The sequence below is a fragment of the Streptomyces sp. TE5632 genome (assembly GCF_054061295.1).
On the sequence record NZ_JBSSEA010000003.1, the window covers coordinates 1,892,003 to 1,918,265 of the forward strand.

The 26,263-nt window shown below is 69.7% G+C and carries 11 protein-coding genes; 4 read left to right on the forward strand and 7 right to left on the reverse strand.

Going from position 1 to position 26,263, the window contains the following annotated elements; genetic code table 11:
• Positions 1-99: 99 nt before the first annotated feature.
• From ACVW19_RS13640 to ACVW19_RS13650, 3 genes are all read right to left on the reverse strand, one after another.
• Complete coding sequence (locus ACVW19_RS13640) at positions 100-603, reverse strand: hypothetical protein (RefSeq protein WP_457459618.1); 504 nt, start codon at positions 601-603, stop codon at positions 100-102.
• A complete protein-coding gene (locus ACVW19_RS13645) occupies positions 603-11,243 on the reverse strand; it encodes a LamG-like jellyroll fold domain-containing protein (RefSeq protein WP_457459620.1) in 10,641 nt (3,546 codons plus the stop codon). The genes ACVW19_RS13640 and ACVW19_RS13645 overlap by 1 nt, the downstream gene beginning before the upstream one ends.
• A 636-nt stretch (positions 11,244-11,879) precedes the next feature.
• The gene (locus ACVW19_RS13650; protein WP_457464597.1) at positions 11,880-12,590 is read right to left on the reverse strand and encodes an HNH endonuclease family protein; all 711 of its coding nucleotides are present in this window, start codon (positions 12,588-12,590) and stop codon (positions 11,880-11,882) included.
• Positions 12,591-12,889: 299 nt separating this feature from the next.
• Between ACVW19_RS13650 and ACVW19_RS13655 the strand changes: the two genes are divergently transcribed.
• The gene (locus ACVW19_RS13655; RefSeq protein WP_457459621.1) at positions 12,890-13,075 is read left to right on the forward strand and encodes an antitoxin; all 186 of its coding nucleotides are present in this window, start codon (positions 12,890-12,892) and stop codon (positions 13,073-13,075) included.
• Positions 13,076-13,225: 150 nt separating this feature from the next.
• Here ACVW19_RS13655 and mfd read toward each other — a convergent pair whose 3' ends face one another.
• The 3 genes from mfd to ACVW19_RS13670 form a co-directional block, all read right to left on the reverse strand.
• On the reverse strand, positions 13,226-16,759 hold the full coding sequence (gene mfd, locus ACVW19_RS13660; protein ID WP_457459623.1) for a transcription-repair coupling factor: 3,534 nt from the start codon (positions 16,757-16,759) through the stop codon (positions 13,226-13,228).
• Positions 16,760-17,022: 263 nt separating this feature from the next.
• Positions 17,023-19,602, reverse strand: a complete 2,580-nt coding sequence (locus ACVW19_RS13665; protein WP_457459625.1) for an ABC transporter permease — start codon at positions 19,600-19,602, stop codon at positions 17,023-17,025.
• Positions 19,599-20,387 carry an ABC transporter ATP-binding protein gene (locus tag ACVW19_RS13670; RefSeq protein ID WP_457459627.1) on the reverse strand — a complete coding sequence of 263 codons (789 nt, stop codon included), beginning with the start codon at positions 20,385-20,387 and terminating at the stop codon, positions 19,599-19,601. Before ACVW19_RS13670 ends, ACVW19_RS13665 begins: the two co-directional genes overlap by 4 nt.
• 428 nt (positions 20,388-20,815) lie before the next feature.
• Here ACVW19_RS13670 and ACVW19_RS13675 point away from each other — a divergent pair, with 428 nt between their 5' ends.
• From ACVW19_RS13675 to ACVW19_RS13685, 3 genes are all read left to right on the forward strand, one after another.
• Positions 20,816-21,349 (forward strand): GNAT family N-acetyltransferase, encoded by a 534-nt coding sequence (locus tag ACVW19_RS13675; RefSeq protein WP_457459629.1) that lies wholly within the window; start codon positions 20,816-20,818, stop codon positions 21,347-21,349.
• Between the two features lie 173 nt (positions 21,350-21,522).
• Positions 21,523-22,035, forward strand: a complete 513-nt coding sequence (locus tag ACVW19_RS13680; RefSeq protein ID WP_457459631.1) for a DUF485 domain-containing protein — start codon at positions 21,523-21,525, stop codon at positions 22,033-22,035.
• Positions 22,036-22,040: 5 nt separating this feature from the next.
• A complete protein-coding gene (locus tag ACVW19_RS13685) occupies positions 22,041-23,657 on the forward strand; it encodes a sodium/solute symporter (RefSeq protein ID WP_457464599.1) in 1,617 nt (538 codons plus the stop codon).
• A gap of 139 nt (positions 23,658-23,796) precedes the next feature.
• Here ACVW19_RS13685 and ACVW19_RS13690 read toward each other — a convergent pair whose 3' ends face one another.
• Positions 23,797-26,256, reverse strand: coding sequence for an SUKH-4 family immunity protein (locus ACVW19_RS13690; protein ID WP_457459633.1), 2,460 nt, complete (start codon positions 26,254-26,256; stop codon positions 23,797-23,799).
• Positions 26,257-26,263 lie beyond the last annotated feature (7 nt).

Sequence of the window (26,263 nt, forward strand, 5' to 3'; positions counted from 1 at the left end):
CAGGATCACTCAGTTTCCGGCCGCCACTTGACGGCCGGCTCACGCCTTGACAAGGACCAGGAGAAAGAAGGATCCGTGACCTTCGGGACCGCGGATCCTCTACGCATACCCCAACCGGCGCAACAAAAGCCACCACTCATCAGACTCTGAGGAGTTTACGAGTCGCAGGTAGCCAGAGCCGAGTCCGTAATGCAATACAAACTCGGCAAGACTGTCCGCCACTCTCTCGAATCGGTGACTCTCCCACCAGGAAGTCAACATGTCAGGGTAGGCCCAAATCGAGCCATCTTGCCGGTTGATCAGCACAGGGTTCTCATTGATCTTTCCAACGACGAACCAGCTACCTGGATCCTCAGGAATCTCGACCATGCCTGGCGAAATCAATGCCTGCGCCTTCACCACGAACTTCCTATCGAGGATCACCACTGACCCCATGATGGCCCCATCAGCAGCCAGCAAGAATTCCAGATACTCCTCCGGAGCATCCAACTCCGGCCGCCGAGAAACGCCGGCCGGAACAGAGTTGAAGATACTCAACTCGGCGCTGGAATCAATGGCTTCACGGACCCTCGAAAGGGTTCGCCTGAACTCATCTGTAATCACTAGGGCCCCTGAATGGTGACAGATATGGGTGTATAGTCTGGCAGTTTCATGATCTGTTGCCTAATCTGTCTACCTATTACCTGATTGGTGTGGGCATCGAGCATATGGAGATTATCTACGCTGTCAGGACCGCCCAACTGAAGCTCCCAGACGTGATCCGGGTTCATGTTTCCGAAGATCCTTCGACGGGCCGCCGCAACGAACTCCGGGTTCTTGTCATTGTATTGAGCATAAACCTTCCTGAAGAATTCCTGCTTGTAGCCCCGCTCGATGCCGACTCGCGGCGGAAGCGGATTGGGGGCTTTGAAAAGTTTTCCCTCGTCACTGAGTTGCTTGAGTGCGTCTGCCTTGACCTTGAACTGGGACTTGGGCATCCCTGGCTCCCAGCCAACCGTGATGTTAGTCGGGCAGGTTTCTTTGCCGCCTCCGTTCGTATTGTGGACGAGGACCGGAGTGTCGCCTGCGAGCACGTGGTAGGTGTGCAGGCCGTCGATGCTCAGGTCGTAGGTGACACGGGTCGCCGTGTATGCCTTGACCTTGACGATCGTGGTCGGGGCGCCGTCGGCGTTCTGGAGTGTGTGGCCGGCCTTGAGGTCGCCGGCCTGGGTCCAGGTGTCGCGGCCGGCCTCGTAGAACTGGTGGTGCTTGGTGGTCTGGATCGTCTTGGGGCCGGCCTTGGTGTCGACGACGACGTCGACGTAGTTGCGGTCGGTCGTGGTGACGATCACCGCCTTGACGCGGTGCTTCTCCTTCTTCTTCTTGCCGGGTTCGGCGGTCAGGACGTAGTCGCCGGCCTTGACCTGGGAGATCGGCTTGGTGAGGGCGTTGGCCATCAGGACGCCGGTGGAGCCGGTGAAGCTGTGCGGGGTGCAGCCCTTGCGGCCGAACTTGCTGGCCGCCGCGCCGAAGATGCCACCGGCCACGGCGCCGACCGCGGTGGCCTTGGCCGCGCCGGAAGCGCTGCAGCCCTCATCGCTGGCCGCGCAGGAGATGCCGTAGCCGACGGCGCCTTCCGCGGCTCCGCCGGCGGCGCCCATGGCCGCGCCCTGGGCGACCTTGCCGCCGGCGTTGGCGAGCAGGCGGCCCACCGCGCCGGAGGCCGCGCCGCCGACCACACCGCCCGCGGCGCCGGTGACGCCGCCGATGGCGACCGCGCCGGCGAGGCCGCCGAGGGTCTTGGGGCCGTCGCTCATCAGGTAGCCGACCCCGTTGGCCGCGGCGCCCGCCAGTGCCGCGCAGCCGATCACACCGACGCCGAAGGAGCCGGCGGTGCAGCCGGTGAAGACCGCCACGCCGACCGCGACCGAGACGATGGTCGCGGCGTGCTGCTTGACGAAGTTGGCCGAGGCCTTGGCGGCCTTCTTGACGCCTCTGCCGATCTTCTTGACGGCCTTCTTGACCGCCTTGACCGCTTTCCCAGCTACGTGTTTGACGGCCTTGGCGGCCTTCTTCGCTGTCTGTTTGACGTGGTGGACGACCTTGTGGACCTGGCGTTTGACCTTTTTATAGGTGTGTTTGACGTATCTCTTGACCTTCTTGACGCTGTCGCTCACATAGCGCACCGCCTTGCGGACCGTGCGCTGCGCCTTGCGTACGGTCTTCTTGACGGCCTTCTTGACCGCCTTGACCGCCTTGCTCACCTTCTTGGCGGCCTTCTTGACCGTCCTCTTGGTCTTCTTCCAGGCCGACTTGGCGACCTTCTTGACCTTCTTGGTGACCTTCTTGGCGACCTTCTTGACGGCCTTCTTCGCGAACTCGAACCAGTGGCCGGTCGGGTCCACGCCCGTCATCGGGTTCTGGTTGGCGTACGCGTACCGGTTGGCGTTCACCGACGCCGGCAGCGGGTTGTTGCCGACGGTGTCGCGGCTGTTGAACTGGCCGGTCTGCGGCGAGTACCAGCGCGCGGCCATGTTGACCTTCGCGGTCGCCGGGTCGGTCCAGCCGGACTGGTAGCCCAGGTTGCCCTGCATCCCGGCGGAGAGGGCGACCTTGCCGAACGGCGTGTAGGACGTCGAACCCGTCAGCGCCTCACCGCTCTCGGTGAACTGGGCCACCACGTCGTCGTGGATGTCGGTCAGCGCCAGCACCGACGACGAGCCGTTCCTCACGCCCACCAGCGAGCCGTCCACGTTGCGGCTGTAGGACGCCACACCGTCGAAGGCCACATCGTTCCCGGCGCCGCTGTACTCGAACGCGAAGACCTCGGCACCGGTCTCGTCCCTGGCGTTCAGGACCCGGTCCAAGCCGTCGTAGGCGTACCTCCGCTCGCCCTCGCTGATCACACGGTTGAAGGCATCGGCCCTGAGCGGTGTCTGGGTCCCGCCCTCGTCCGTGATCGTGCGCAGTGTGCCGCGCGAGGTGTAGGTGTACGTGTTGTGCCCGTCCGAGGTGAGCCGGTTGCGCGCGTCGTACGTGTACGTGTCGCCGGCCACCCGCGTGCGGTTGCCGGAGGCGTCGTAGCCGTAGGCCTCCGTGGTCATCCCGTTGTTCCAGGACGTCAGCCGGTCCGCCCAGTCGTACGTGTACGTGTTCGCGGACGCCCCCGCCACCCCGGCCGTCACCTTCGACGTCAGGTTGTCGTTGTCGTCCCAGCCGTACGTGAAGGAGGACAGCACCTTGCCGGTGGGCGAGGTCAGCTTGTCGCTGGTCATCCGCTCCAACGCGTCGTAGGAGAACGTCCGCCCGGCCTTGCCGGTGCCGTGGTCGATCTGCGTGACCTTGCTGTTGACGTCGTAGCTGTAGGTCATCTTGGAGCCGGTGGCCCCGTCGTCGACCGTCTTCAGCCGGCCCGCCGAGTCGTACCCGTAGGTCGACGTGCCCGACGCGTCCTTCCGCGACGTCATCGCCCCGTCGCCGTCATAGGTGAACGACGAGGTTCCCGACGGGCCGGACGTCGACAGCAGCAGACCCCGGTCGTCGTAGGCGAAGGTGTTCAGATCCGTGTCCGTCCCCGCGACGGCCGTGACGCGGTCGTCGGAGTCGTACGCGTAGGTGTGGTCGACCGTTTCGGCCTCCGCACCCCTACCGGCCTGCCGGGTCAGCCGGCTCTTGGCGTCGTACTCGTTGGCGATGACCACGCCGCCCGGGGAGCGCAGCTCCTCGGGCCGACCGCCCGCGTCGTACACCGTGGTGAAGGTGCGGTCCGCCGGGTCCGGGTGGGCCGGGGTGGACGGCTCGATCAGCGACTCGGGCAGCCCCCAGGTGTTGTACGTGGTGACGAACGGGTTGCCGCGGCCGTCGGTGAAGCGCGTGCGGTTGCCCGCCGCGTCGTAGCCGAAGGTCGTGGTGATCGACTCGGTCGCCGAGACCGGCTGGACCGCCTTGGTCACCAGACCCGTCGCGTCGACGGTGAACGTGGTGGTGTGGCCTCGGTAGTCGGTCACCGACACCGGGTTGCCCGCCCGGTCGTAGTCGGCACGGCTGGTGCGCAGCACAGCGCCGGTCTTGTCCAGGTCGCTGGTGGCGATCAGCTGGCCGTAACCGTCGTAGGTGTTCTTGGTGCTCGTGCCGTCGGGATCCGTCGCGGTGAGGACCTCGCCGTCCATGTTGTAGGTGAACCTCGACACCTGGCCCGCGCCGTCGGTCACCTCAGTGACCTCGCCGAGAGCGTCGTACTTGTACGACTCCGACACACCCGCCGGGCTCACCGACCGGGACAGCTCGCCGCCCGGCGCGTCGTACTCGTTGATCGCCGTGTACGCCCGCTGCGCCGGCTGGCGCACGATGTCCGTGCTGGTCAGCTCACGCCCCAGGTAGTCCCACGTGGACTCCTGACGCGCACCGTTCGGCCGGGTCGCCGACAGCAGGTCGCCGTTGGTGTCGTACGTGAAGGTGGACTTGCCGCCGCCGGGTTCGGTGACCGAGGCGACGTCGCCGAGTTGCGTGTACGTGTAGGTCGTGCGGTTGCCCAGCGGGTCGACCTCGGCCGTGACCTGGCCGAGCTTGTTGTACTCGTTCCAGGCCGTGGCCGTGATCGGCGTCGTGGACCCCGGCGGGGTGTAGTCCGGCAGCCTCGTCGAGGTCTCCTGGCCCTCGGCGTCGTAGGCCGTGACCGTGACGTTGCCCAGCGGGTCGGACGCCTCGGTCACCTCACCGAAGGTGTTGTAACCCGTCATCGAGACCGGACGTACGGCGACGGACGTGCCGCCTCCCGTCTCGGCGTTGACGACCGGTTCGGTGACCGTGGTCTGCTGGGCGGCCTCGTCGTACCCGTAGTCGGTGGTGTTGCCGCTTGTGTCGGTCATCGACACCGGCAGACCGCGCTGGTCCAGCTTCCAGGTGGTGGTACGCACCGAGCTGCCGTCCGCGGGCAGCGTGCCGCCGTACACGGCGGACACCTGCGACGCCGTCAGTGCCTCGCCGTAGACCTGGACGTCGGCGAGGCTGCCCTTGTGGTACTCGCCGTAGCCGCCGGCTGCCTTGCGGCGGCCGATCTGCAGCGGTCCCGTGGCCTCCCACGAGGAAGTGAACGCCTTGCTGTTGGTGAGCGCGCCGTTCACGTACAGGCGGATCTGGCCCGCGTCGGCGTCGTAGACACCGAGCAGATGGGTCCAGGTGTCAGTGGCGACGGCCGGATTACCCGACGACGTGTTCACGATGGTGCGGGTGGTGTCGTCGGACGTTATGCGGCTGAAGGACCAGCCGTTCGCGGTCGAGTAGTACAACTTGAATGCTGTGTCGACATCGCCGTCCTGCGACACGAAGGTGCGGTGTGCGGTGGTGTCGCTCAACTTCACCCAGGCGGCAACGGTGAAGCTGCCGTTGGTGTTCACCGCCGGACCGTCCGTCTGCCCGTAGGTGTTCGTGGTGCCGTTGAAGACCGCGGCGCCGCCCTTCTCGGTGGAGCGGGTGACGGCACTGCCGAGGGTCATCTTGCGGTTGCCGCCGGAGGAGTCCTGGGCCGTGAGGCCGCTGGTCTCCGACAGTTTCCACCGGGCCACGGGCGCGGTGGTCCCGTCGTGCACCGTTGTGCCGGTGACGTTGCCCAGGTTGTCGTACAGCGTGTCCACCGTGCTGACGTCACCGGTCGCCGGATCGGTCTCCGTCTCCGTCGCGACGTTGTCGTCGGGGTCGTAGGAGACCTTCGAGCTGTGGTTGGCTCCGGTCGGGTCGAGCACCGAGGACGTGACGCGGTCGGCCGCGTCCACCGTGAAGGTGGTCGTGGTCCGGCCGTCGTTGGACACCTGCTTGATCAGGTTCCCGGCCATGTCGTAGGTGTTGGACTGTTCGACGAACTGCTTGCCGTTCGCCGGGTCCTTGCGCACGACCGTGGCCGGCATGCCGTCGTCGGTGTAGGTGTACGCCGTCACCCAGCCCATCGAGTCGGTGATGGAGGCGAGTCGGCCGGCCGGGTCGTACGCCCGCGACTCCTGGACCAGCGTGGTCGGCGCCTGGGGGTTGTTCGGGTCCCCGGTGTGGTTGAGCAGGACGGTGGTCAGCGGCCGCCGCTCGGCGTCGAAGGTGTAGGCGTTGACGTTCCCCTCGGGGTCGGTCTCCTTCACCTTGTTGCCGTAGCCGTCGTACTCGAACGACGTGGTGCCGCCGCCCGGATCCGTCCGCGAGGCGAGACGGTTGTGGGCGTCGTACGTCATCGCCGTGGTACGCGAGGCGTCACCGCCGGTCAGGTCGGCGACGGTCTGCGAGGTGATGTTGCCGTCGTCGTCGAAGACGGTGGCGGTCCTCGCCTGGTGGACCGCACCGGTGACGCGGTTGGTGACCGGGGGGCCGGTCTCGGTGACCACCTGGTCGTTCTTGTCGTACGTCCATCTGGTGGTCAGGCCGTCCGGGTGGGCGTCGGACACCTCGGTCTGCGCGGTCCGCCGGCCCAGGTTGTCGTACGTGTACTTCACCTTCGCGCCGTTGGCGTCGACGGCCTCCGCGAGGTTGCCGTTCGCGAAGTAGACGTATTTCGTCTTCTTGCCGCCCGGTGTGGTGACCGTGTCCATCAGCCCCGCCGGCGCCACGGCCGTTCCGCCCTCCGCCGCGGGAGTCGAGGACGTGGTGTAGGTCGTGGTGGCGGTGCGGCCGTTCGGGTGACCGGCCACCGGCGGGCCGGTCACCGACAGCAGGTTGCCGCCGGCGTCGTAGGTGTACCTGGTCAGGTAGGTGTTGTCCGTCGCGGACGTGGAACGCGCGTCCCGCTCGGTCAGGAGCAGGTCGTTCCTGGGGTCCATCGGCGGGAAGGCCGTGGTCGCGTCCGGGTAGTAGGTGTAGTACTCGGTGGCGCACTTGTTCGCGGCCGTGTCCTGGCAGTCGGTCTGGGAGACCGTGTTGCCGCGGACGTCGTGGCCGTTGATGCTGCGGTTGCCGTTGGCGTCGGTCACGGTGTGCAGGAAGCCACCGGTGTCGTAGCCGTAGGTCGTCCGCTTGCCGTTCGTGTCGATCGCGGCCAGCAGACGGTTGCCCATCTCCGCGTCGTACACGTAGGTCAGCGTCTTGTCGGTCGGGTCGGTGAGCGTGACCGTGCGGACCGGGGCGATACCGGAGGACGCCTTGTAGGCCGACCAGTGCTGCTCGACCTGGTCCTCGGTCAGCGGGTGGCCGTACACGGAGACCTCGGCGATGGAGCCCTTGAAGAAGCTCACGTCACCGGGGGAGCTGTACCAGTGCTTGCCGAAGCCGGCGCCGACGAAGGTGCGGGTGTTGGACTGGTCCTTCGCCTCACCGGTGTAGTCGGCCTGCTTGACGCCGTCGAGATACAGGGTCTGGGTCGTGCCCGAGGCGGACAGGACCGCGTGGTGCCACACGTTGTCGTTGACGGTCTTCGTCGATCCGAAGGCGGTGCTGCCGGAGCCCGAGACGCTCCACCAGTGCCCGTGCAGCTTGCCGTCGGCGCCCACGTAGAGCAGCGGGTTCCAGCTGCCGGTCGGGGTGGCGCCGGTCGGCGGCTGCGACTGGTCGGACAGGATCACACCGGGGCTGCCGGTCTTGAACCACAGCTCGACGGCACGCTCCGAGGAGCCGTGCCAGGGGGCGTACGGGATCTCGGCGTACGAGGAGGTGCCGTTGAAGGACGCGGCCGTGACGTCACCGGCGCCGAACGGACCCGCCCCACCTTGGGTGACGGTGTTGTACGTGCCGGGTCCGGTGTGTATCTCGTTGGCGGCCTGCGGCGCGCCGAGGATGTCGGCCAGACGCCAGTAGCCGGCCGGGGCGGAGCCCATCACCGCTGAGCGGTAGACCTGTGAGGAGCCGGTGACGGTGGGCGGGTTGAGCTTCCAGGTGCCGCCGTCGCCGTCCGTGACCTGCTGCACCAGGTCGTCGCTGGTGCCGTAGACGACCTGGGACTGGGTCTTCCCTTCGGGCGTGGTGATCTTGCTGAGCAGCCCGGCGGACCGCTTGGCGGCCTGGTACTGCGCGGTGATCACCGACGGGTCGAGGGGCTCGGAGTAGATCGCCACCTCGGCCAGCTGGCCGGAGTAGTGCCCGAGCTTGTCGTTCGGGTTCATGCTGGGCCAGCCGTCGGTGTTCACCCCGGCGCCGAGCGAGATGTAGGGCTGCTCCCAGTCGTTGATGGTGCCGGACAGGCTGCCCTGGGCCACGCCGTCGAGGTAGAGGGTCTGGCTGTTGGCCTGGCCGGTGAGGACCGCCTGGTGCCATTGGCCGTCGGTGACGGTGGCACCGGAGGTGATGGTGCTCATGCAGCCGGGGGACATGGCCAGGCAGCCGCGCAGCTTGCCGTCCATGCCGACGTACACCGCCGGGGTGTTCTTCGTCGTGTTCTTCACCGGGTCGGCATCGCTCAGCGGCTTGTCACCGTAGTAGAAGAGGACACCGCCCGCCTTGGTGGTCCTGAACCACAGGGACACCGTCATGTACGAGGGCGTGGCGCCGGGGGCGCTCGGCATCTCCACGTACGACGTGGTGCCGTTGAAGGTGGCCGTCTTCTGGGTGGAGCCCGCGAGGACGGACGAGCTGCCCAGCGTCACGTTGCGGTAGAGACCGTTGTAACGGCCCTGGTTGGTGTCGACGGTGTCCTTGGCGACGGTCGCACCGGCCGCCTCACCGAGCCGCCAGTACGCGTACGGGTCGGCGTCCAGCACCGTGGTGCGGTAGTGGTTGCCGGTGGCGTACGTGTAGGTGGTGCACTTGGCCGGGGACGCGGGCGGGCAGACGGAGGTGAGCTGGTCACCGGAGTAGCCGTAGGTCCAGGTCTGCGCCGTGGACGAGTCGCCCGCGACCGCCGGGTCGGTGATGACGGTGGTGACGTGCGCGGTGGTGGCACCGGAGGGCGTCGACCAGGTCAGACCGAGTGATCGCTTGGACGTCTCGTTGGTGATTTTGGTCAGCTGCTTGGACGTGTTGTAGGTGAACGTCTCGGTACGGCCCGCGAAGTCCTTGATGCTGGATATCGCATACGTGCCCGCCTTGGCGGTCGCCTGCTTGAAGGCGTACTCCGTGAAGTCCTTGTCCGTCAGCGTGTAGCCGCCGGTCACCGACTGGAGCCGGGCGTACCGGCCGAGCGGGGGCTGGAAGGTGCCGTCGCTGTTGCGGCCGAAGGCGACCTGCTCGCCACCCGGGTAGGTGACGATCACGCTGGTGACCGTGCCCGCCGGATTCTTGACCTGGGCCGCCTGCATGTCGGCGATCGTCGACCAGCCGGCACCGAAAGCGCCGTCGATACGCGGGTCGAGGCTGTTGTACGAGCGGTCGATCTGCAGCGAGGGGCCGATGACCTCCACGTCCGCGTCGGTTTCCTCGGTGGTGTAGTTGCCGTCCGAGGGGTCGAACTCATGGCCGTCGGTGTTCTGGGCCAGGCCCGAGGTGACCGGCGGCTGCGGCACGGCGGTGGTGAAGTGGCTGGAGTACGTCACCTCCTCGTAGCCGTCGCTCACCCCCACGTACCACACATAGTTCTTCGACCATGTGAGCTTGCCCGAGGGAATCTTCCAACTGCCCTTGGACAGGGAGCCGGAGGTGGCGACCGGGGTGGTGCTGCCGGCGTCGGCGTCGTACACCTCGAAGGTGTACGTCAGCGTGGAGTTCGGCCACTTGTCGGCGTCGCTCGCGTAGACGAGCAGCTCCGGCTGGAGGGTGTTGGCCTGGAAGTTCTCCGGCGGGTACTGGGCGGTGACCTGCGGCTCGGTGTTCGGCGTGTAGGTCAGGTCCAGTGAGGGGCGCCAACCGGTGGTGGCCGAGTTGTCGGAGTGGAACCTCTTCCAGTGCAGGCCGTCGCCGGTCGGCGCGGCGAGGGCGAGACCGTGGTTGGCCCCACCGGTGGCGACCTGGGTGAACCACGACGTCGACAGCGTCACCGGCATCTTCACCCCGACGCCGGTGCTGCCGGTGGTGTTGGTGCACGAGGAACCCGGATTCACCGTGGCGGAGCCGATGGAGGAACCGTACGCCGGGCCGGGGTACGTCGTGGTCGTCGACGGGGACCACGACTTGGTCACCGGATACACGGAGAACGGCGTGGCGGTACAGGTCGAGGACCACAGCGCCCAGACGTTGAGGGTCGCCGCGGACACCTTCTGGCCGGCGACCTTCGAGCCCAGTGACGAGAACTGCAGGAACGAGTTCGCCTTGGTGGTGCCCGCGTCGTACGACCCGACCTTGATCTGGTTCTCGGCCGAGCGGTCGGCGCTGTAGTCGCTCTGCACGTACGTCGACTGACTGGCGGCAAGGACCGTCGTCGGGTCGACGATGACCGGATAGACCCGCTCGGGGTCGTCCAGCCAGTCCCGGTCGGCGGTCATCTCGAGCGCCGGCTCGCCGTCCACCGTGGTCAGCTCGTACGAGACCTGCTGGGAACGGGCGCCTTCACCGGAGCGAGGGTCGATCCCCGAATCCTCCATGAAGGCGTGGGGGATGGTGGCGGTCACCTTGCCGCCGTCATCCGTGAACTTCACGCTCCCGTCCTCCGCGATGTGCGGAGTCAGGCCCTTCAGGTCGAGCGGGAACACCCAGGAGTTGGCCGCGTCCCTGGAGTGCAGGACCAGGTTCTCCTTGACGCCGTCGGCGATGGGGACAAGCTGCACGTCCGTGCCGGGAAGCACATCGGCGTAGAGGAGAGTTCCGTTCTCGTCCTGGGACGCCGTGGCCTGCTGGGCGCCGCGCAGTGTGTACGCCAGGCTGCGGCCGCCCCCGAAGTCGAGGGAGACCAGCCGCTGGTCGGCGGCGTCCGTGGCGAACTCGACGTCGAAGGAGTTGGCGTTCTGTTCGAACCGGCCCTGCTCGTTCTCGACCAGGCTGATGTCGATCGGCTTCCAGGACCCGTCCGCCGTCTTGAAGTTGGTGCGGTCGGTGTAGTGCCGGATCGTGGTGGAACCGTCGGCATTGACGTAGTGGTCCGATGTCGCCGTGGACTTCTTGGCGTCACGCTTGCTGGTCCGGAGATCGAAGCTCTTCCCTGTGCCGGGGGCCTTGGCGGTCGTGGCCGTCTCGGTCCGGGCCGTCGGACGCTCGTACGGGTCCAACTCGCCGCGGCCCTTACCGGGTTTGCGGCCGACACCACCCTCGGCACTGGTGGCCGCGGCCGAGGCGTGGTGGCTCTTGCCTCGAGCGGTGCCGCCTTGCTGGTCGGGCGTCTTCAGCGGAGACTCGCCAACCCACTTCCACAAACCGGACAGGGACAACTCGGGCATGCTCAGCGCCGGCAGCGTGGCACCGGCGGCCGCCGCCGTCTCGGTGGTGAGCATGAACGAGAAGGAAACCAGGACAGAAAGAGCCGTGGCTCTCACTCTGCGCCTGCCGGTGCGGCCCGGCGGGAACAGGCGAGGGCCACGGTCCCAGCGGACACGCATGGGCAGCCTTCACTCTCGAAACCTACAAATTTTCGAGAGCTTCCCCAAAGATCAAACAAAGTATCTACACAGGATCAACAACTTTAGTTGATCTTTACCAACCTCCCTGTTTCACAAGGACGCTGGTCACGCGTCAGATGCCGAACGGCATGTTTGACCGCTTTCACCACCGTCTCCTCGAGACCTTCGTCGGGCTTCGCGACGGTGACGTCTCCGGCTCCGACCGCTCCCCTTCCCGGGGCCGAAGGGACAGGGTGCCGGCGTCGACGGGCGTACCGGTCCACGAGCTCGCCGTCGTCGCGGGGCGGACGGCGACCCGCCCGGCTCGACAGCCCACCGTGCCCGCTTCGCACCGGGCGTCGTGAGTCTCCCGGCGTCTCGGCCCGGCCGCATCGGCGGTGCCGGGGGCGCGCCGGTCGAACCGCCGCACCCCCGGCACCGCTCGTCACCGCCGCCCCGCCACGCCGCACGCCGACCGCGTGGCGGGGCGGCCGGTCCGGCAGGCGTGCCACTACGGCACGCGGCCGAAGTTCAGCCGCCGCACTGCTCCAGCATCATGCGCTTGTCGGCCGTGGTCACCGGCATCTCGTACTTGACGGCGACCTGCGCGAAGCGGACCGCGTACGCGCACCGTACGCGCTTGTTCGGCGGGAGCCAGGAGGCGGGCCCGGAGTCGCTCTTGGCGGAGTTGGCGCGGCCCTCGACCGGGATGAGGTTGAGGGTGTCGTTCGCCAACTGCTCCCGTTTCTCCTTCGACCAGCGGGAGGAGCCCATCTGCCAGCTGTAGGAGAGCGGAACCACGTGATCTATCTGGACCTCGGACGCGTTCTCCTTGCGCCACTCGATGGTCTTGCCGGTGTACGGGTCGGCCAGGGTCATGGCCACCACCACGCAGTTGGAACCGGAGCGGAAGCGCACCTCCTGCCCGTCGCGCTGCAGCAGGTCGTTCCGGGTGTCGCAGCCGTTGCGTGCGAGGGGGACGCCGTCGGCGGTGTCCTTCCAGGCGTAGCCGAACTCGTCGCGGTCGTAACCCGTCCTCGGTCCGCGGCCCTTGGTGGTCACCTTCTCGATGAGGTCGACGGCCGCCGCCCGGTCCGCCTCCCCGGTCAGCGGCGCGAGGCCCGGCTCGGTGCCGTCCGGGTTGCCCAGGGGGCTGACGGCGTGCCCGTCCACTGCCGCCGGGCTGTCCCCGGCGGGGGAGCCGGTGTCCACCACACCCTCGCAGCCGGCGAGGAGCGCCATGGCGGCCAGCGCCGACACCGCGGTCCCCGTACGGCGCGGAAGCCCCGGTTTGCCGCCGCGGCGTATTCGCCCGCCGGCCCGCCCCGCACGGTCCGTCCCGCCCCACGTCGAGTACCGCGTCACGGCACCCCTCCCTTGCTCCGCTGTTCTGCACGTTCTTCTTACCCGTCCGCGCAGGGTCGGTATCGCACCCGGTCCACCGTAGCCAGGGAGAGGTCCAGACCATATCGGCACAAAAGGAGCATTCCTCTCATGTCGCGCGTAGGGTCGATGCTGAGTCACCTCGGAAGGAGCTCCGGATGGGCATCTTCGACAAGTTCAAGAGCAACAGGTCGGCACAGGAGAAGGGCAGGAAAGCCTCCGACGCCGTCGAGAAGAAGATCAACGAGCGGACCGGCGGGAAGTACGAGGACCAGATCGACGCCGGGCAGCGGCAGGCCGAGGAGCGGCTCGGCATGAAGCGCGACCGCCCCGATCAGCCGTAGGCGTGCGTCCGGACCGGAAGCCGCCCACGGAATCCCCTGCCGTGGGCGGCTTCACTCATGCCTCGCGCGCCTCGCGTGCCTCTCGCGTCCCGCACGCCCGGCGTACCTCGCACGCCTCGCACATCCGGGCCGGCCGGCGGGGCTTTGCGGTCACGACCCCAGGATCGACGTCAGGAACTCCCCGACCCACGCCAGCAACTCCCGGCCGACCAGCGGCTTTCCGCCCACCTTCGCCGTCTTCGGCCGGGGCACCAGCGCCTGGTGGACGGCCGGCTTGAGGACCGTGCCCGGGTAGAGCCGCTTGAGGCGCAGTTCCTGGGACTCGCGCAGCTCCACCGGGGCGAACCGGATGTTGTTGCCCTGCAGGACGATCTCCCCGACACCGCACGCGCGCGCCAGCATGCGCAGGCCCGCCACCAGCAGCAGGTTCTCCACCGGCTCCGGCAACTTGCCGTAGCGGTCGACGAGTTCCTCGCGTACGGCCTTGACGTCCTCCTCCGAGTTGGCGGAGGCGATCGCCCGGTACGCCTGGAGGCGCAGCCGCTCGCCGGGCGCGTAGTCGTGCGGGACGTGCGCGTCGACGGGCAGCTCGATCTTGACCTCGAGCGGCGGCTCCTCCTGGATCTCGCCGGTCTCCAGCTGGCGCCGGTAGTCCGCGACGGCCTCGCCGACCATCCGGACGTACAGGTCGAAGCCGACGCCCGCGATGTGGCCGGACTGCTCGCCGCCGAGCAGGTTTCCGGCGCCGCGGATCTCCAGGTCCTTCATCGCCACGTACATGCCCGCGCCCATCTCGGTGTGCTGGGCGATCGTCGCGAGCCGCTCGTGCGCGGTCTCCGTCAGCGGCTTCTCCGGCGGGTACAGGAAGTACGCGTATCCGCGCTCCCTGCCCCGGCCGACCCGGCCGCGCAGCTGGTGCAGCTGGCTGAGGCCGAAGTTGTCGCCGCGCTCCACGATCAGGGTGTTGGCGTTGGAGATGTCGATGCCGGACTCGACGATCGTCGTCGACACCAGCACGTCGTACTTCTTCTCCCAGAAGTCGACGACGACCTGCTCCAGCGCCGACTCCGACATCTGCCCGTGCGCGGTCGCGATCCGCGCCTCGGGCACGATGTCCCGCAGCCGGGCCGCCGCGCGGTCGATCGACTCCACCCGGTTGTGGATGTAGAAGACCTGCCCCTCCCGCAGCAGTTCGCGGCGGACGGCCGCGCCGATCTGCTTCTCCTCGTAGGGGCCGACGAAGGTGAGCACCGGGTGGCGCTCCTCCGGCGGCGTGGTGATCGTCGACATCTCACGGATGCCGGTGACCGCCATCTCCAGGGTGCGCGGGATGGGGGTGGCGGACATGGTCAGCACGTCGACGTTGGCGCGCAGCTTCTTCAGCTGCTCCTTGTGCTCGACGCCGAAGCGCTGCTCCTCGTCGACGATGACCAGGCCCAGGTCCTTGAACTTGGTCTCGGAGGAGAACAGCCGGTGGGTGCCGATGACCACGTCCACCGACCCCTCGCGCAGGCCCTCCAGGACCGCCTTGGCCTCGGTGTCGCTCTGGAAGCGGGACAGCGCCTTCACGACCACCGGGAACTGCGCGTACCGCTCGCCGAACGTCCCGAAGTGCTGCTGCACCAGCAGCGTGGTGGGGACGAGCACGGCGACCTGCTTGCCGTCCTGGACGGCCTTGAAGGCTGCCCGGACCGCGATCTCGGTCTTGCCGTAGCCGACGTCGCCGCAGATCAGGCGGTCCATGGGAACCGTCTTCTCCATGTCCTCCTTGACCTCGGCGATGGTGGTGAGCTGGTCGGGCGTCTCCGCGTACGGGAAGGCGTCCTCCAGCTCCCGCTGCCAGGGGGTGTCGGCGCCGAAGGGGTGCCCGGGGGCGGCCATACGGGCGCTGTACAGCTTGATCAGGTCGGCGGCGATCTCCTTGACGGCCTTCTTCGCCCGCGCCTTCGTCTTGGTCCAGTCGGCGCCGCCGAGGCGGTGCAGGGTGGGTGCCTCACCGCCGACGTACTTGGTGATCTGCTCCAGCTGGTCGGTGGGGATGTAGAGGCGGTCGCCGGGCTGGCCGCGCTTGGCGGGGGCGTACTCCACCACCAGGTACTCGCGGGTCGCGCCCTGCACGGTGCGCTGCACCATCTCGATGTAGCGGCCGACGCCGTGCTGCTCGTGGACGATGTAGTCGTCCGTCTCCAGGGAGAGCGGGTCGATGGTCTTGCGGCGCCGGGCCGGCATCCGGGCGCCCTCGCGGCCGGAAGCCTTCTGGCCGGTCAGGTCGGTCTCGGTGAGCACGGCGAGCTTGAGCGCCGGGTCGACGAAGCCGTGGTCGATGCCGCCGCAGGCGACGTGCACGACGGACGGGGCGATCGCGCCGAGGTCCGCCTCCAGCCGGGCCGCGATGCCCTCGCCGCCCAGCACCTCCACCGTGCGGGAGGCCGGGCCGTGGCCCTCGGTGACGAACACCGTGCGCCAGCCGTCGGCGAGCCAGCCCTTGGTGTCGGCGAGCGCCCGCGCGGTGTCCCCGCGGTAGGTCTCGGGGGCGTGCATGCCGAGCTTGAGGGTGTCTCCGTCCAGCTCCTCGCCGGCGGCGAACGGCGACACCGACCACCACATCATGTCCAGCTCGCGCGCCCGCTCACGGACGTCCGCGATGGACCACAGGGAAGCCGCGCCGACGTCGATGGGGGCCTCCCCGCCTCCGGCGGTGGCCGCCCAGGACGCCTGCAGGAACTCCTGCGAGGTCGCCACCAGGTCGGCGGCCCGCGTACGCACCCGCTCCGGGTCGCAGACGACGGCCATGGCGCCCTCGGGCAGCACGTCCAGCAGCAGCTCCATGTCGTCGACGAGGACGGGGGCCAGGGACTCCATGCCCTCGACCGCGATCCCCTCCGCGATTTTGCCGAGCAGCTCGCCCAGCTCGGGGTGCTGTTCGGCGAGCGCACGCGCGCGCTCCCGCACGTCGTCGGTGAGCAGCAGCTCCCGGCAGGGCGGGGCCCACAGGCCGTGGTCGGCGATCTCCAGGGAGCGCTGGTCGGCGACCTTGAAGTAGCGGATCTCCTCGACGTCGTCGCCCCAGAACTCGACGCGCAGGGGATGTTCCTCGGTGGGCGGGAACACGTCGAGGATGCCGCCGCGCACCGCGAACTCGCCGCGCTTCTCGACCAGTTCCACGCGCGCGTACGCGGCGGCGGCGAGCGCCTCGACGACCTCGTTCAGGTCGGCGGTCTGTCCCGTCCGCAGCGCGACGGGCTCCAGCTCACCCAGGCCTTTGACCTGCGGCTGGAGCACGGAACGCACGGGCGCGACGACGACGGAGACGGGACCGGTCTCGGGGTCGTCCGACCGGGGGTGGGCCAGCCGGCGCAGGACCGCCAGGCGGCGTCCGACGGTGTCGCTGCGGGGGCTGAGCCGCTCGTGCGGCAGCGTCTCCCAGGACGGGTACTCCACGACCCCCTCCGGCGGGAGGACGGAACGCAGGGCCGCCGCCAGGTCCTCCGCCTCACGGCCGGTCGCCGTCACGGCCAGCACGGTACGGCCGGTGTCCCGGGCCAGGGCCGCGACCGCGAAGGGGCGGGCGGCCGGGGGTCCGACCAGGTCGACGTGCATCCGGTTGCCGTCGGCGGCCGCCGAGATCGCTTCCGCGAGGGCGGTGTCCTTGACGACGGCGTCCAGCAGACCGTGCAGGCTCATTCGAGGCGCTTCCATCCGGGGGTGTGCAACACGACAGGCCCGACACGCGCCGCGGGCCGGGGGTGTCCAGAGTACGACGCCACGCCCGCGGACGCCGGAAGCCTGTGGACAACGTCCGGTGCCCGTGGCCCGGTGCCGGCCCACCGCCCGAGCCGGCCGGCCGGAGGCCCGGGCACCAACGGGCCCGGCGCCGGGGAGTCCCTCAGGACTCCCCGGCGCCGGGCGCTCCCCCACTGCCCCGTGTGCGGTGGCCAGGGCGGTGGCTACTCGGTGGCGATGGCGTTCAGGACGTTCATCCGGCCCGCCCGGAACGCCGGGACCAGGGCCGCGAACAGACCCACGAACGCCGAGCCGATGAACACACCGATGATCGTCGGCCACGGGATCTCCAGGACCTTCAGCCCCTCCAGCGCGAGCAGCTGCTGGGCGGTGGCGCCCCAGCCCATGCCCAGCCCCAGGCCCAGCAGGGCGCCGAAGAGGGCGATGACGACCGACTCCAGGCGGATCATGCGGCGCAGTTGACGGCGCGAGAGGCCGATGGCCCGCATCAGGCCGATCTCCCTCGTCCGCTCGACCACCGACAGGGCCAGGGTGTTGACCACACCCAGGATCGCGACGACGATCGCCAGGGCCAGCAGACCGTAGATCATGTTCAGCAGCTGGCCGATCTGGTCCTTGAGCGCTTCCTTGTAGTCGGTCTGGTCGCGCACGGTGTACTGCGGGTACTCGTGCAGCGAGTCCTTCAGCGCCGTGTACGCGGCGTCCTGCCGGCCGTCCTTCGCCGAGACGAAGAGCAGCATGTCCAACGGCATCTTGTCGGCCGGAACGTACTTGGCCATGGTGTCGATCGACGTGTACATCGCACCCGCGTCGACCACGGCGTCGCTGCTGGTGATCGCCCGGACGGTCAGGCCGGCGGTCGACCCGTCCTTGAACGCGACGTCGATCTTCGATCCGAGGCCGATGCCGTGGTCCTCGGCGAACTTCTCGTGGACGGACATCGAGTCGGGCCGGTAGGCGTCCGCGAGCTGCCCCTCGACCGTCTCGACCCGCAGGTCGGTGGCGTACGTCGGGTCGGCCGCGGTGATCGCCGTGTTCTTGAGCGTCTTGCCGTCGGGCGTGGTGAAGTCGGCCTCGGTCCACTTGTACTCGGTGACCCGCTCCACCTGCGGGGTGTCCTTCACGGCCGCCACGGCCTGCGGGGTGATCAGCTGACCCGCGTCGTTCTGAATGATGAAGTCCGTGCCGACGCTCTTGTCCAGCTCCTCGGTCGCCGAGGCCACCATGGAGGCGCCGACCACCGACAGGCACGCCACCAGGGCCAGCCCGATCATCAGCGCGGCGCCCGTGGCACCGGTGCGGCGCGGGTTGCGCAGGGCGTTGCGCTCGGCCATCCGCCCCACGGGGCCGAAGACCCGCAGCACGACGACGCCGAGGACACGCACCACACCGCCGGCGAGCAGCGGACCGATGAGGACGAAGCCGATCAGCGACAGCACCACACCGAGGCCCAGCCACATCGAGCCCTCCGCGGCCTTCTCCGCGGACCCCGCGAGATACAGGGCGAACGCGCCGACCGCGGTCAGCAGCGTGCCGACGCCACCCCGGATCCAGCCGGCCCTGGCGTCCGCGGGGGCGCCCGCGTCACGCAGTGCGGCCATCGGGGAGATCCTGCCGGCCCGCCGGGCCGGCAGATAGGCGGCCAGGACGGTCACGACGACACCGAGGAGCAGTCCGATCGCCGGAGTCGTCCAGGCGACGGTGAGGTCGTCCGTGGACAGCTCCATGCCCGCCATGCCCATGAGCTTCATCAGCCCGACGGCGAGGCCGACGCCCGCGCCCGCACCGAGCACCGAACCGACGACGCCGAGGAGCAGCGCCTCGATCAGCACCGAGCGGTTGACCTGCTTGCGGGAGGAGCCGATGGCCCGCATCAGGCCGATCTCCCGGGTCCGCTGGGCGACCAGCATGGAGAAGGTGTTGATGATCAGGAAGATGCCGACGAGGAACGCGATCCCGGCGAAGCCGAGCATCGCGTACTTCAGGACGCTCATGAAGCCCTCGACGTCCTTCTGGCCCGCCTCCGCGCTCTCCTTCGCGGTCATCACCTTGTAGTCGCCGCCCAGCGCGGCCACGACGTCCTTCTTCAGCCGCGCCTCGCTGACGCCGTCGGCGGCCGTGGCGTTGACGTTGGTGAAGACGCCGCTCTCGCCGACCAGGACCTGCTGGGCGGTCTTCGTGTCCAGGTAGAAGATCGCGGCACCGGGGTTGGTGACGGTGAAGTCGGCGATGCCGGAGATCTTCGCGGTGTGCGTGCCGACCACGCTGATCACGCCGATCTCGTCACCGAGCTCCAGGCCGTGCTTGTCGGCGGTGTCGGCGTCCACCATCACCTGGTCGGAGCCCTCGGGCGCCGCACCGGAGGTGATCTTCATGGTGCGGGCGTCGTTGTCGTTCCAGCTGCCGACGATGGTCGGGGCGCCGCTGGTGGGCGAGAGGCTCTCCTTGTCGCCGTCGACGACGGTCACCGAGGTGGAGAACACCGCGCCCTCGGCCGACTGCACGCCGTCCACCTTCCGCACCTCGGCGAGCACGGAGGCCGGGATGACCGGCGGCTTGCCGTTGTCGGAGGTCGTCTCGCCGCCGTCGGAGGCGTCCTTGGCGCTGACCGTGACGTCCGACGACGTGGCCGCGAACAGCTTGTCGAACGTCGTGGACATCGTGTCGGTGAACACGAGGGTCCCGCACACGAACGCCACGGACAGCAGCACCGCCACCGCCGACAGCGCCATCCGCCCCTTGTGCGCGAGGAAGTTGCGCATCGAGGTCTTCAGCACGGTCATGACGTGCGCCCCCGGGCGTCGAAGTCCTTCATCCGGTCCAGGACCTGTTCGGCCGTCGGCTGGTGCATCTCGTCGACGATGCGGCCGTCGGCGAGGTACAGCACACGGTCCGCGTAGGAGGCGGCGACCGGGTCGTGGGTGACCATCACGATGGTCTGGCCCAGGTCGTCGACCGAGCGGCGCAGGAAGCCGAGGACCTCGGCGCCGGCGCGCGAGTCGAGGTTCCCGGTCGGCTCGTCACCGAAGATGATCTCGGGCCGGGCCGCCAGCGCCCGCGCCACGGCGACGCGCTGCTGCTGACCGCCGGAGAGCTGGGTGGGCCGGTGCTTCAGCCGCCCGGCGAGCCCCACGGTCTCCACGACCCGGTCCAGCCACTCCTTGTCGGGCTTGCGTCCGGCGATGTCCATGGGCAGCGTGATGTTCTCGAGCGCGTTCAGCGTCGGCAGCAGGTTGAACGCCTGGAAGATGAACCCGATCCGGTCCCGGCGCAGCTGCGTGAGCTTCTTGTCCTTCAGGCCGGTGATCTCGGTCTCGTCCAGATGGATCTGCCCGCTGGTCACGGTGTCGAGCCCGGCGAGGCAGTGCATCAGCGTGGACTTGCCGGACCCCGAGGGGCCCATGATCGCGGTGAACTGGCCGCGGGCGATGTCCACGTCGACGCGGTCGAGCGCGACGACGCGGGTCTCACCGGCCCCGTACGCCTTCACGACCTGCCGCGCCCGCGCGGCAACGGCCGTACGCTCTCCAGTACCCCCGTGCCTGGGAATGGTCACAGCCGATGTCACGGTAATTCTCCTATGTCGGTCAGTAATTGGGACAGTAGTGCCCGGCGCGACCGCCGTCGTGCCCGACGGCCGCTCCGTGCGTGTTCGTTCGACGTGGTTCAGTCTGACGGCGGGGAGGATCGTGCGCCCTGGTGCCCGGCGCAGTCTTCTCCTGAGGAAAACCCCACCCCCGGTGGTGTGCCTTGCCGCCCCCCAGCGGCGTAAAGCCAGGTTAAGTACCGCCCCCGCCCCGTCTCGTCATCCGCCGGTACGAACCCTCCCCGAGCCGCAGTACGGAGGTACCCCTAAGGGCTCTCCCCCGACAGGCGTAGTGCTTCTCAGGGTTGTCTCCTTCCGACGCCCCACTCAGCCTCCACCCTCCCGCCACGTCAGGGTCAAGCCGTGAAAACCCCGATGCTCCGGAAGCGGTCCCCGCATACCGTTCCGGCATGCCGATCCTGGAACGCCTCCGCGCGGAGCACGCGCCCGCACTGCTGGCCTTCGAGCACGACAACCGCGCCTACTTCGCCCGCTCGGTACCGGACCGGGGGGACGCGTACTTCACGCCGTCCGGCTTCGCCGCCCGCCACGCCTCGCTCCTGGCCGAACAGGAGGCGGGCACCTGCCACTTCCATGTCGTCCTGGACGGGGACGGGAGGGTCGTCGGCCGGGTGAACCTGATCGACGTCGTGGACGGCTCGGCCGAACTCGGCTACCGCGTGGGGGAACGTGCGGCGGGCCGCGGCGTGGCGACGGCAGCGGTGGCCCGGGTCTGCCGTCTGGCAGCGCGGCCGTACGGCCTCACGACGTTGACCGCGGTCACCACGTCGGACAATCCCGCGTCGATGACCGTCCTCACCCGCAACGGCTTCACGCGCGTGCGGGACGTCACACTCGACGGCCGCCCCGGGGTGGGCTACGTCCGCCGGCACCTCCCACCCGGAGACGGGCGCGGGCACGGGCACGGCAAAAGCCCGGGTTGACGCCGGCAACACCCTCCATTCGGCCCCCAGACGATCCGGACGTCACATACCGACCGATCAGTTTGGCCAAAACGCGGCGCAGGACCCTACGCGCGAGTAGCGTGCGTGGCTCGCTCCCCCACCCCCCAACTCCCTGCCGTCCCCGCACGGACCGAGCCTGCAAGGAGCACGGGATGTCCTACGACCCGTATCCATCACCACGGGACCGTTCCCCGTGGGAGCCCACCCCATGGGACCCGCCGACGCCCCCGCGCCAGAACCCGTATCCCCCCGCCCCGAACCGCGACGCGTACGCCCCCTCCCACGCCACCCACCCGTGGCAGCCCGCTCCCCCGCCCCACCCCCCGACCCCACCGCGGCGGACGGCGGCCCGGGCCCCGCTCGGGCACCACAGCGACCTGCGCATCCTGCGCGGTGCCTACCGCTGGCAGCGACGCGTGGCGACACTCACCGCGCTCGGCTACTTCACCGTCTTCTTGATCCTGTCCGCGTACGCGCCGTCGTTCATGACCGGCACCGTCACCGACGGAGTGCCCATCGGCCTGCTGCTCGCCCTGCTCCAGGTGCCCGTGACCTGGCTGGCGATCGCTATGTACGAAGGCACCGCACGCCGCCGTGTCGACCCCCTCGCGGATCTCATCCGCAGGCAGACCGCGCTGGACGCCAGGCGGGAGGAGGCGCGATGACCGCCATGAGCCCGGAGTTCACCGGGAACGCGCAGGCCATGGCGCTCGTCGGCTTCTGTGCCGTCGTCACGGTCACGCTGCTGCTGTGCGTGATGACCGGCCCCGACCGTGACGACCTCGACGAGTTCTACACCGGCTACGGTTCCCTGTCCTCCCTGCGCAACGGCCTGGCGATCGCCGGTGACTACATCTCCGCGGCGACCGTCCTCGGCACCGGCGGGGTGATCGCCCTGTTCGGGTACGACGGCATCGTCCTCGCGCTGAGCACCGCCCTGTCGTTGATGCTGCTGATGTTCCTGCTGGCCGAACCGCTGCGCAACGCGGGCCGGTTCACCATGGGCGACGCCCTGACCCGGCGGATGCCGCAGGGACGCGCGGTACGCGTCACCGCCTGCGCCGTCACCCTCGCCGCGCTGCTGCCCATGATGCTGGTGCAACTCGCCGGCACCGGGCAGCTGATGGCGTTCCTCCTGGGCTTCTCCGGCGAGTCGCTGCAGACGGGCTGCATCATCGGAGTGGGCGCCCTGATGATCAGCTACGCGGCGATCGGCGGCATGAAGGGCACCGCCCTCATCCAGATCCTGAAGATCGTGATGCTGCTCGGCTCCGGCATCGTCGTCGCCGCCCTCATCCTGCACCGGTTCGACTGGAACCCGGGCGCCCTGTTCGACGCGGCCGCCGACAACAGCGGTGCGGGCTCCGCCTTCCTCGCCTCCGGCCTCCAGTTCAGCGGCGGCGCCGGCCCCGGCCTGGACATGATCACCTCGCATCTGACGGTCGTCCTCGGCGGCGCCTGCCTCCCCCACGTCACCATGCGCATGTACACCGCCTCCAGCGCCCGCCAGATACGCCGCTCCATGTCCTGGGCGGTGTCGAGCGTCGCCCTCTTCGTCCTCGTCATCACCGTCGTCGGCTTCGGCGCGACCGCGCTGATCGGACGGGAGGCGGTCGCACAGGCCGACCCGCGGGGCAACACCGCCTATCTGCTCGGCTCCCAGGCCGCGTTCGGCGCCGAGGTGACCACGGCGGAGACCTTCCTGTTCACCACCGTCACCACGGCGATCTTCCTCACCGTCCTCGCCTCCGTCGCCGGCATGATCCTCGCCTGCGCCAACTCCCTCGCCCACGACGTCTTCGCGGCCCGTGTCCAGGAGATGTCACCGCGCCGCGAGATGACCCTCGCCCGCCTCTCCGCGCTCGCGGTGGGCGTCCCCGCGATCCTGCTCGCCACCCTGGTGCAGCACCACAGCCTGCAGCCCCTGGTCACCCTGTCGTTCTGCCTCGGCGCGTCCGCCATCGCACCCGCCCTCGTCTACAGCCTCTTCTGGCGCCGCTACACCCGGACCGGTCTGCTCAGCACCCTCATCGGCGGCGCGCTCGCCGTGCTGCTGCTGATGCCGGGCACCAACCTCGTCTCCGGCTCCCCCCTGTCCGCGTTCCCGAACGCCGACTTCAACTGGTTCCCCTTCACCACGACCGGCCTGCTGTCCATCCCCGTCGGCTTCGCCTGCGGCTGGCTCGGCACGATGGCCTCCGGCCGGGCCGAGTCGGAGCAACAGCGGCACCAGTACGAGGCGGTGGAGGGGCTGATCCTCGCCGGAGCGGCACGCCGGAAGCACTGACCGCACCGCCGGACATGGCTGTCGAAGGCAGCGGGAAGAGCCCGCCCGCCCCCACCCCCGCACACAGCCGAGCCGGGCCCGGTCGTCCCATCCGACCGGGCCCGGCTCCCGCCTGTTCGCCGCCCTCAGCGGCGAGGGGTCACAGCAGGCCGTCCCACATCTGCTCCAGCAGGACCGACCACCAGCTGTCCGGCGAACCGAGAGCCGCCGGGTCCAGCGCCGCCAGTTGCATCTGGAAGTCGACGGTCCAGCGGCCCGCCTGCTCCTGGTTCAGCCCGTACCGCAGCCGCCACATCCGCCCCAGCAACGCCAGGCAGCGCGCGAACTCCGGCAGACCCGTGTTCACGAACTGCGGCGGTACGGGCGCACCGCCCGGCCCCGGCTCCACCGGCACCGCGACGATGTTCGCCGTGCCGTACTGCACACAGATCGCCTTGCCGAAGTCGCTGCCCATCACCAGGTACGAACCCGCGTCCGAGGCCGGCTGCACACCCCGCTCCACGGCCAGCTCCGCCAGCGTGGGCACCGGACGCCCCGGCTGGGCCTGCGCCCAGAAGAACGGACCCATGTCCAGCGGCAGTCCGGCCACCACCAGCGTGTGCGCCACCACCGGCGGCACCCCCTGCCGGGACACCGCGGCCTGCTCGAACCGGAACACACCCGGCCCGAACGCCCCCGCCAGTTCCTGTCCGATGACCTCCGGAGGAACCGGCGGCGCCGGCGGAACCGGCGTCAACGGCGCACGCACCGGCGCCGGCCGGGCAGGACCGTCTGCCACCTGATGCAACTCGCCCTGATGCGCCAGTAGTTGCTGCATGCCCTGCTGCCGGCTCGCGTGATCCGTGCCGTACGGGGCGATGTTCGTGATCCGCGCCTGCGGCCACTGCTCCCGGATCATCCGGGCACAGTACGCACCCGGCAGCTCACACGACTCCAACTCCGTGTGCAGCTCAAGCACTTGGTTCGGCGGCACATTCATCGCACGCAGCTCGTGGAAGATCTGCCACTCCGGGTGCGGCGTACCCGGCGCCGAACGCCGGATCAGCTGCTGCTCGGAACCGTCCTGCGCGCGGTAGCGCAGAACCGCCTGATAGCCGGGGCCGACCGTCGGCTGTCCGACGGGCTGCGGCGGACAGCCGTACGCCGGAGGCACCGCGCCGGGCACACCGCCGGGGACGCCGGGGGGTGCGGGAGGCGGCGGCATCCCGGGGACACCGGGCGGCGGCGGAGGTACGCCGGGGCCGCCGACCGGAGGACCGGCCAGCACGGTCTCGGCGTGGTGCACGGGACCACGCCCTCCTACGCCACCCGGGGCACCCGCAGCACCCGGGTGCCCCGGGTGCTGCGGCGCGCCGGGGACACCGGGCGGGGCGGGAGGCTGCGGCGCGCCCCCGCCGGACTCCGGCCGACCGGGGTCGGCGAACATCGTCGCGGCGTGATGCACCCCGCCGGGCGGCGTACCACCGGGCGCGGGCGGCGCCCCGGGCGGAGGCGGAGTACCGGGCGGCGGCGTCGGGCCGCCGGCCGGCGGCCGCCCGCTCGGGGCGCCTCCCGGGCCCTCGAAACCGCTGAGGCCGTTGGACCCCAGCGACGACACCATCTGCGTCGGTACGTACCCGCCCGCCGGACCACCCGGCGTGCCGGGGCCCGACGGGGGCGCGGACGGCGGCGGAGGCGTGGTCCCCGCCCGCACGCCCGGGGCGCCCGGCGGAGGCGGCGTCGTCGGGCCCGAGCCACGACGCGGCGGCGGCGCCTTGCTGGTCGCGGCATCGGCGATGTCCCCGGCGTCCGGCGCCGCCGGATGCGCCGGCGCACCCGGCGGAACCTGCGCGCCCGGAGCCTGGAGCGCCGGGCTCACCGCCGTCGGCGGCAGCCGGCTGCCTCCCGACATCAGCGCCGTCTGCGCATCCGGCGCCGACGGCGGCGGCGTGTCGTCGTCGGACTGGCTCAGCGGCGGAGCGAACACGGTCTCCGGCAGCGGCACGGAACGGTCCTCGCCGGCATCGGCGTTCGTATCCGTACCGGCCCACGGCGTCGCCTCGGCCGGCTCACCCGACGCACCGGAACCGGACCCGGCGGCCCCCGCCTGGGAGTCACCCCCACCGGCAGCGGGCCAGACAGCACCGGAGGAACCGGCCCCCGGACCCGCCGCCGCGGCGGCACCACCGGCGGTATCGCCGGTACCGGCCGCCCCCGCCGCACCGCTCGACGTCTCCCCCCGACGATCCGGAATCCCCAGCCGGTCCGCGGCCTCCTGCAACCACTCCGGCGGACTCAACAGGAACGACGTCTGATTCAGATCCACCCGCGCCGCGGGCGCCGGCTCCGGCACCGCCTCCGCACGGCCGTACTCCTCCTCGTACCGGCGGATCACCTCACCCACCGCCAGCGCGGGCCACAACGTCGCCTCACCACTGTCCCGGGCGATCACCAGCCGCTGCGCGCCGCCGTCCGAACGCGGCCCGTCCGCACGGTCCTCCGCCCACACCACGAACCCGAGGTCGAACTCCCTCACCCGCACCTCACGGTGCTGATACGACGGCACATCCCCGTTGATCCACTCTTCCGCACGCTCCTGCGCCTGCGCGAACGTCACCATCGCCAGA

Bases quoted from the DNA above. Each gene is read 5' to 3' on its own strand.
- ACVW19_RS13650 (WP_457464597.1), bottom strand. From the start codon at position 12,590: ATGGCGCTCCTCGCCGGCTGCGAGGGTGTGGTGGACACCGGCTCCCCC.
- ACVW19_RS13675 (WP_457459629.1), top strand. From the start codon at position 20,816: ATGCCGATCCTGGAACGCCTCCGCGCGGAGCACGCGCCCGCACTGCTG.
- ACVW19_RS13655 (WP_457459621.1), top strand. From the start codon at position 12,890: ATGGGCATCTTCGACAAGTTCAAGAGCAACAGGTCGGCACAGGAGAAG.
- ACVW19_RS13665 (WP_457459625.1), bottom strand. From the start codon at position 19,602: ATGACCGTGCTGAAGACCTCGATGCGCAACTTCCTCGCGCACAAGGGG.
- ACVW19_RS13690 (WP_457459633.1), bottom strand. From the start codon at position 26,256: ATGGTGACGTTCGCGCAGGCGCAGGAGCGTGCGGAAGAGTGGATCAAC.
- ACVW19_RS13645 (WP_457459620.1), bottom strand. From the start codon at position 11,243: ATGCTCACCACCGAGACGGCGGCGGCCGCCGGTGCCACGCTGCCGGCG.
- ACVW19_RS13685 (WP_457464599.1), top strand. From the start codon at position 22,041: ATGAGCCCGGAGTTCACCGGGAACGCGCAGGCCATGGCGCTCGTCGGC.
- ACVW19_RS13680 (WP_457459631.1), top strand. From the start codon at position 21,523: ATGTCCTACGACCCGTATCCATCACCACGGGACCGTTCCCCGTGGGAG.
- mfd (WP_457459623.1), bottom strand. From the start codon at position 16,759: ATGAGCCTGCACGGTCTGCTGGACGCCGTCGTCAAGGACACCGCCCTC.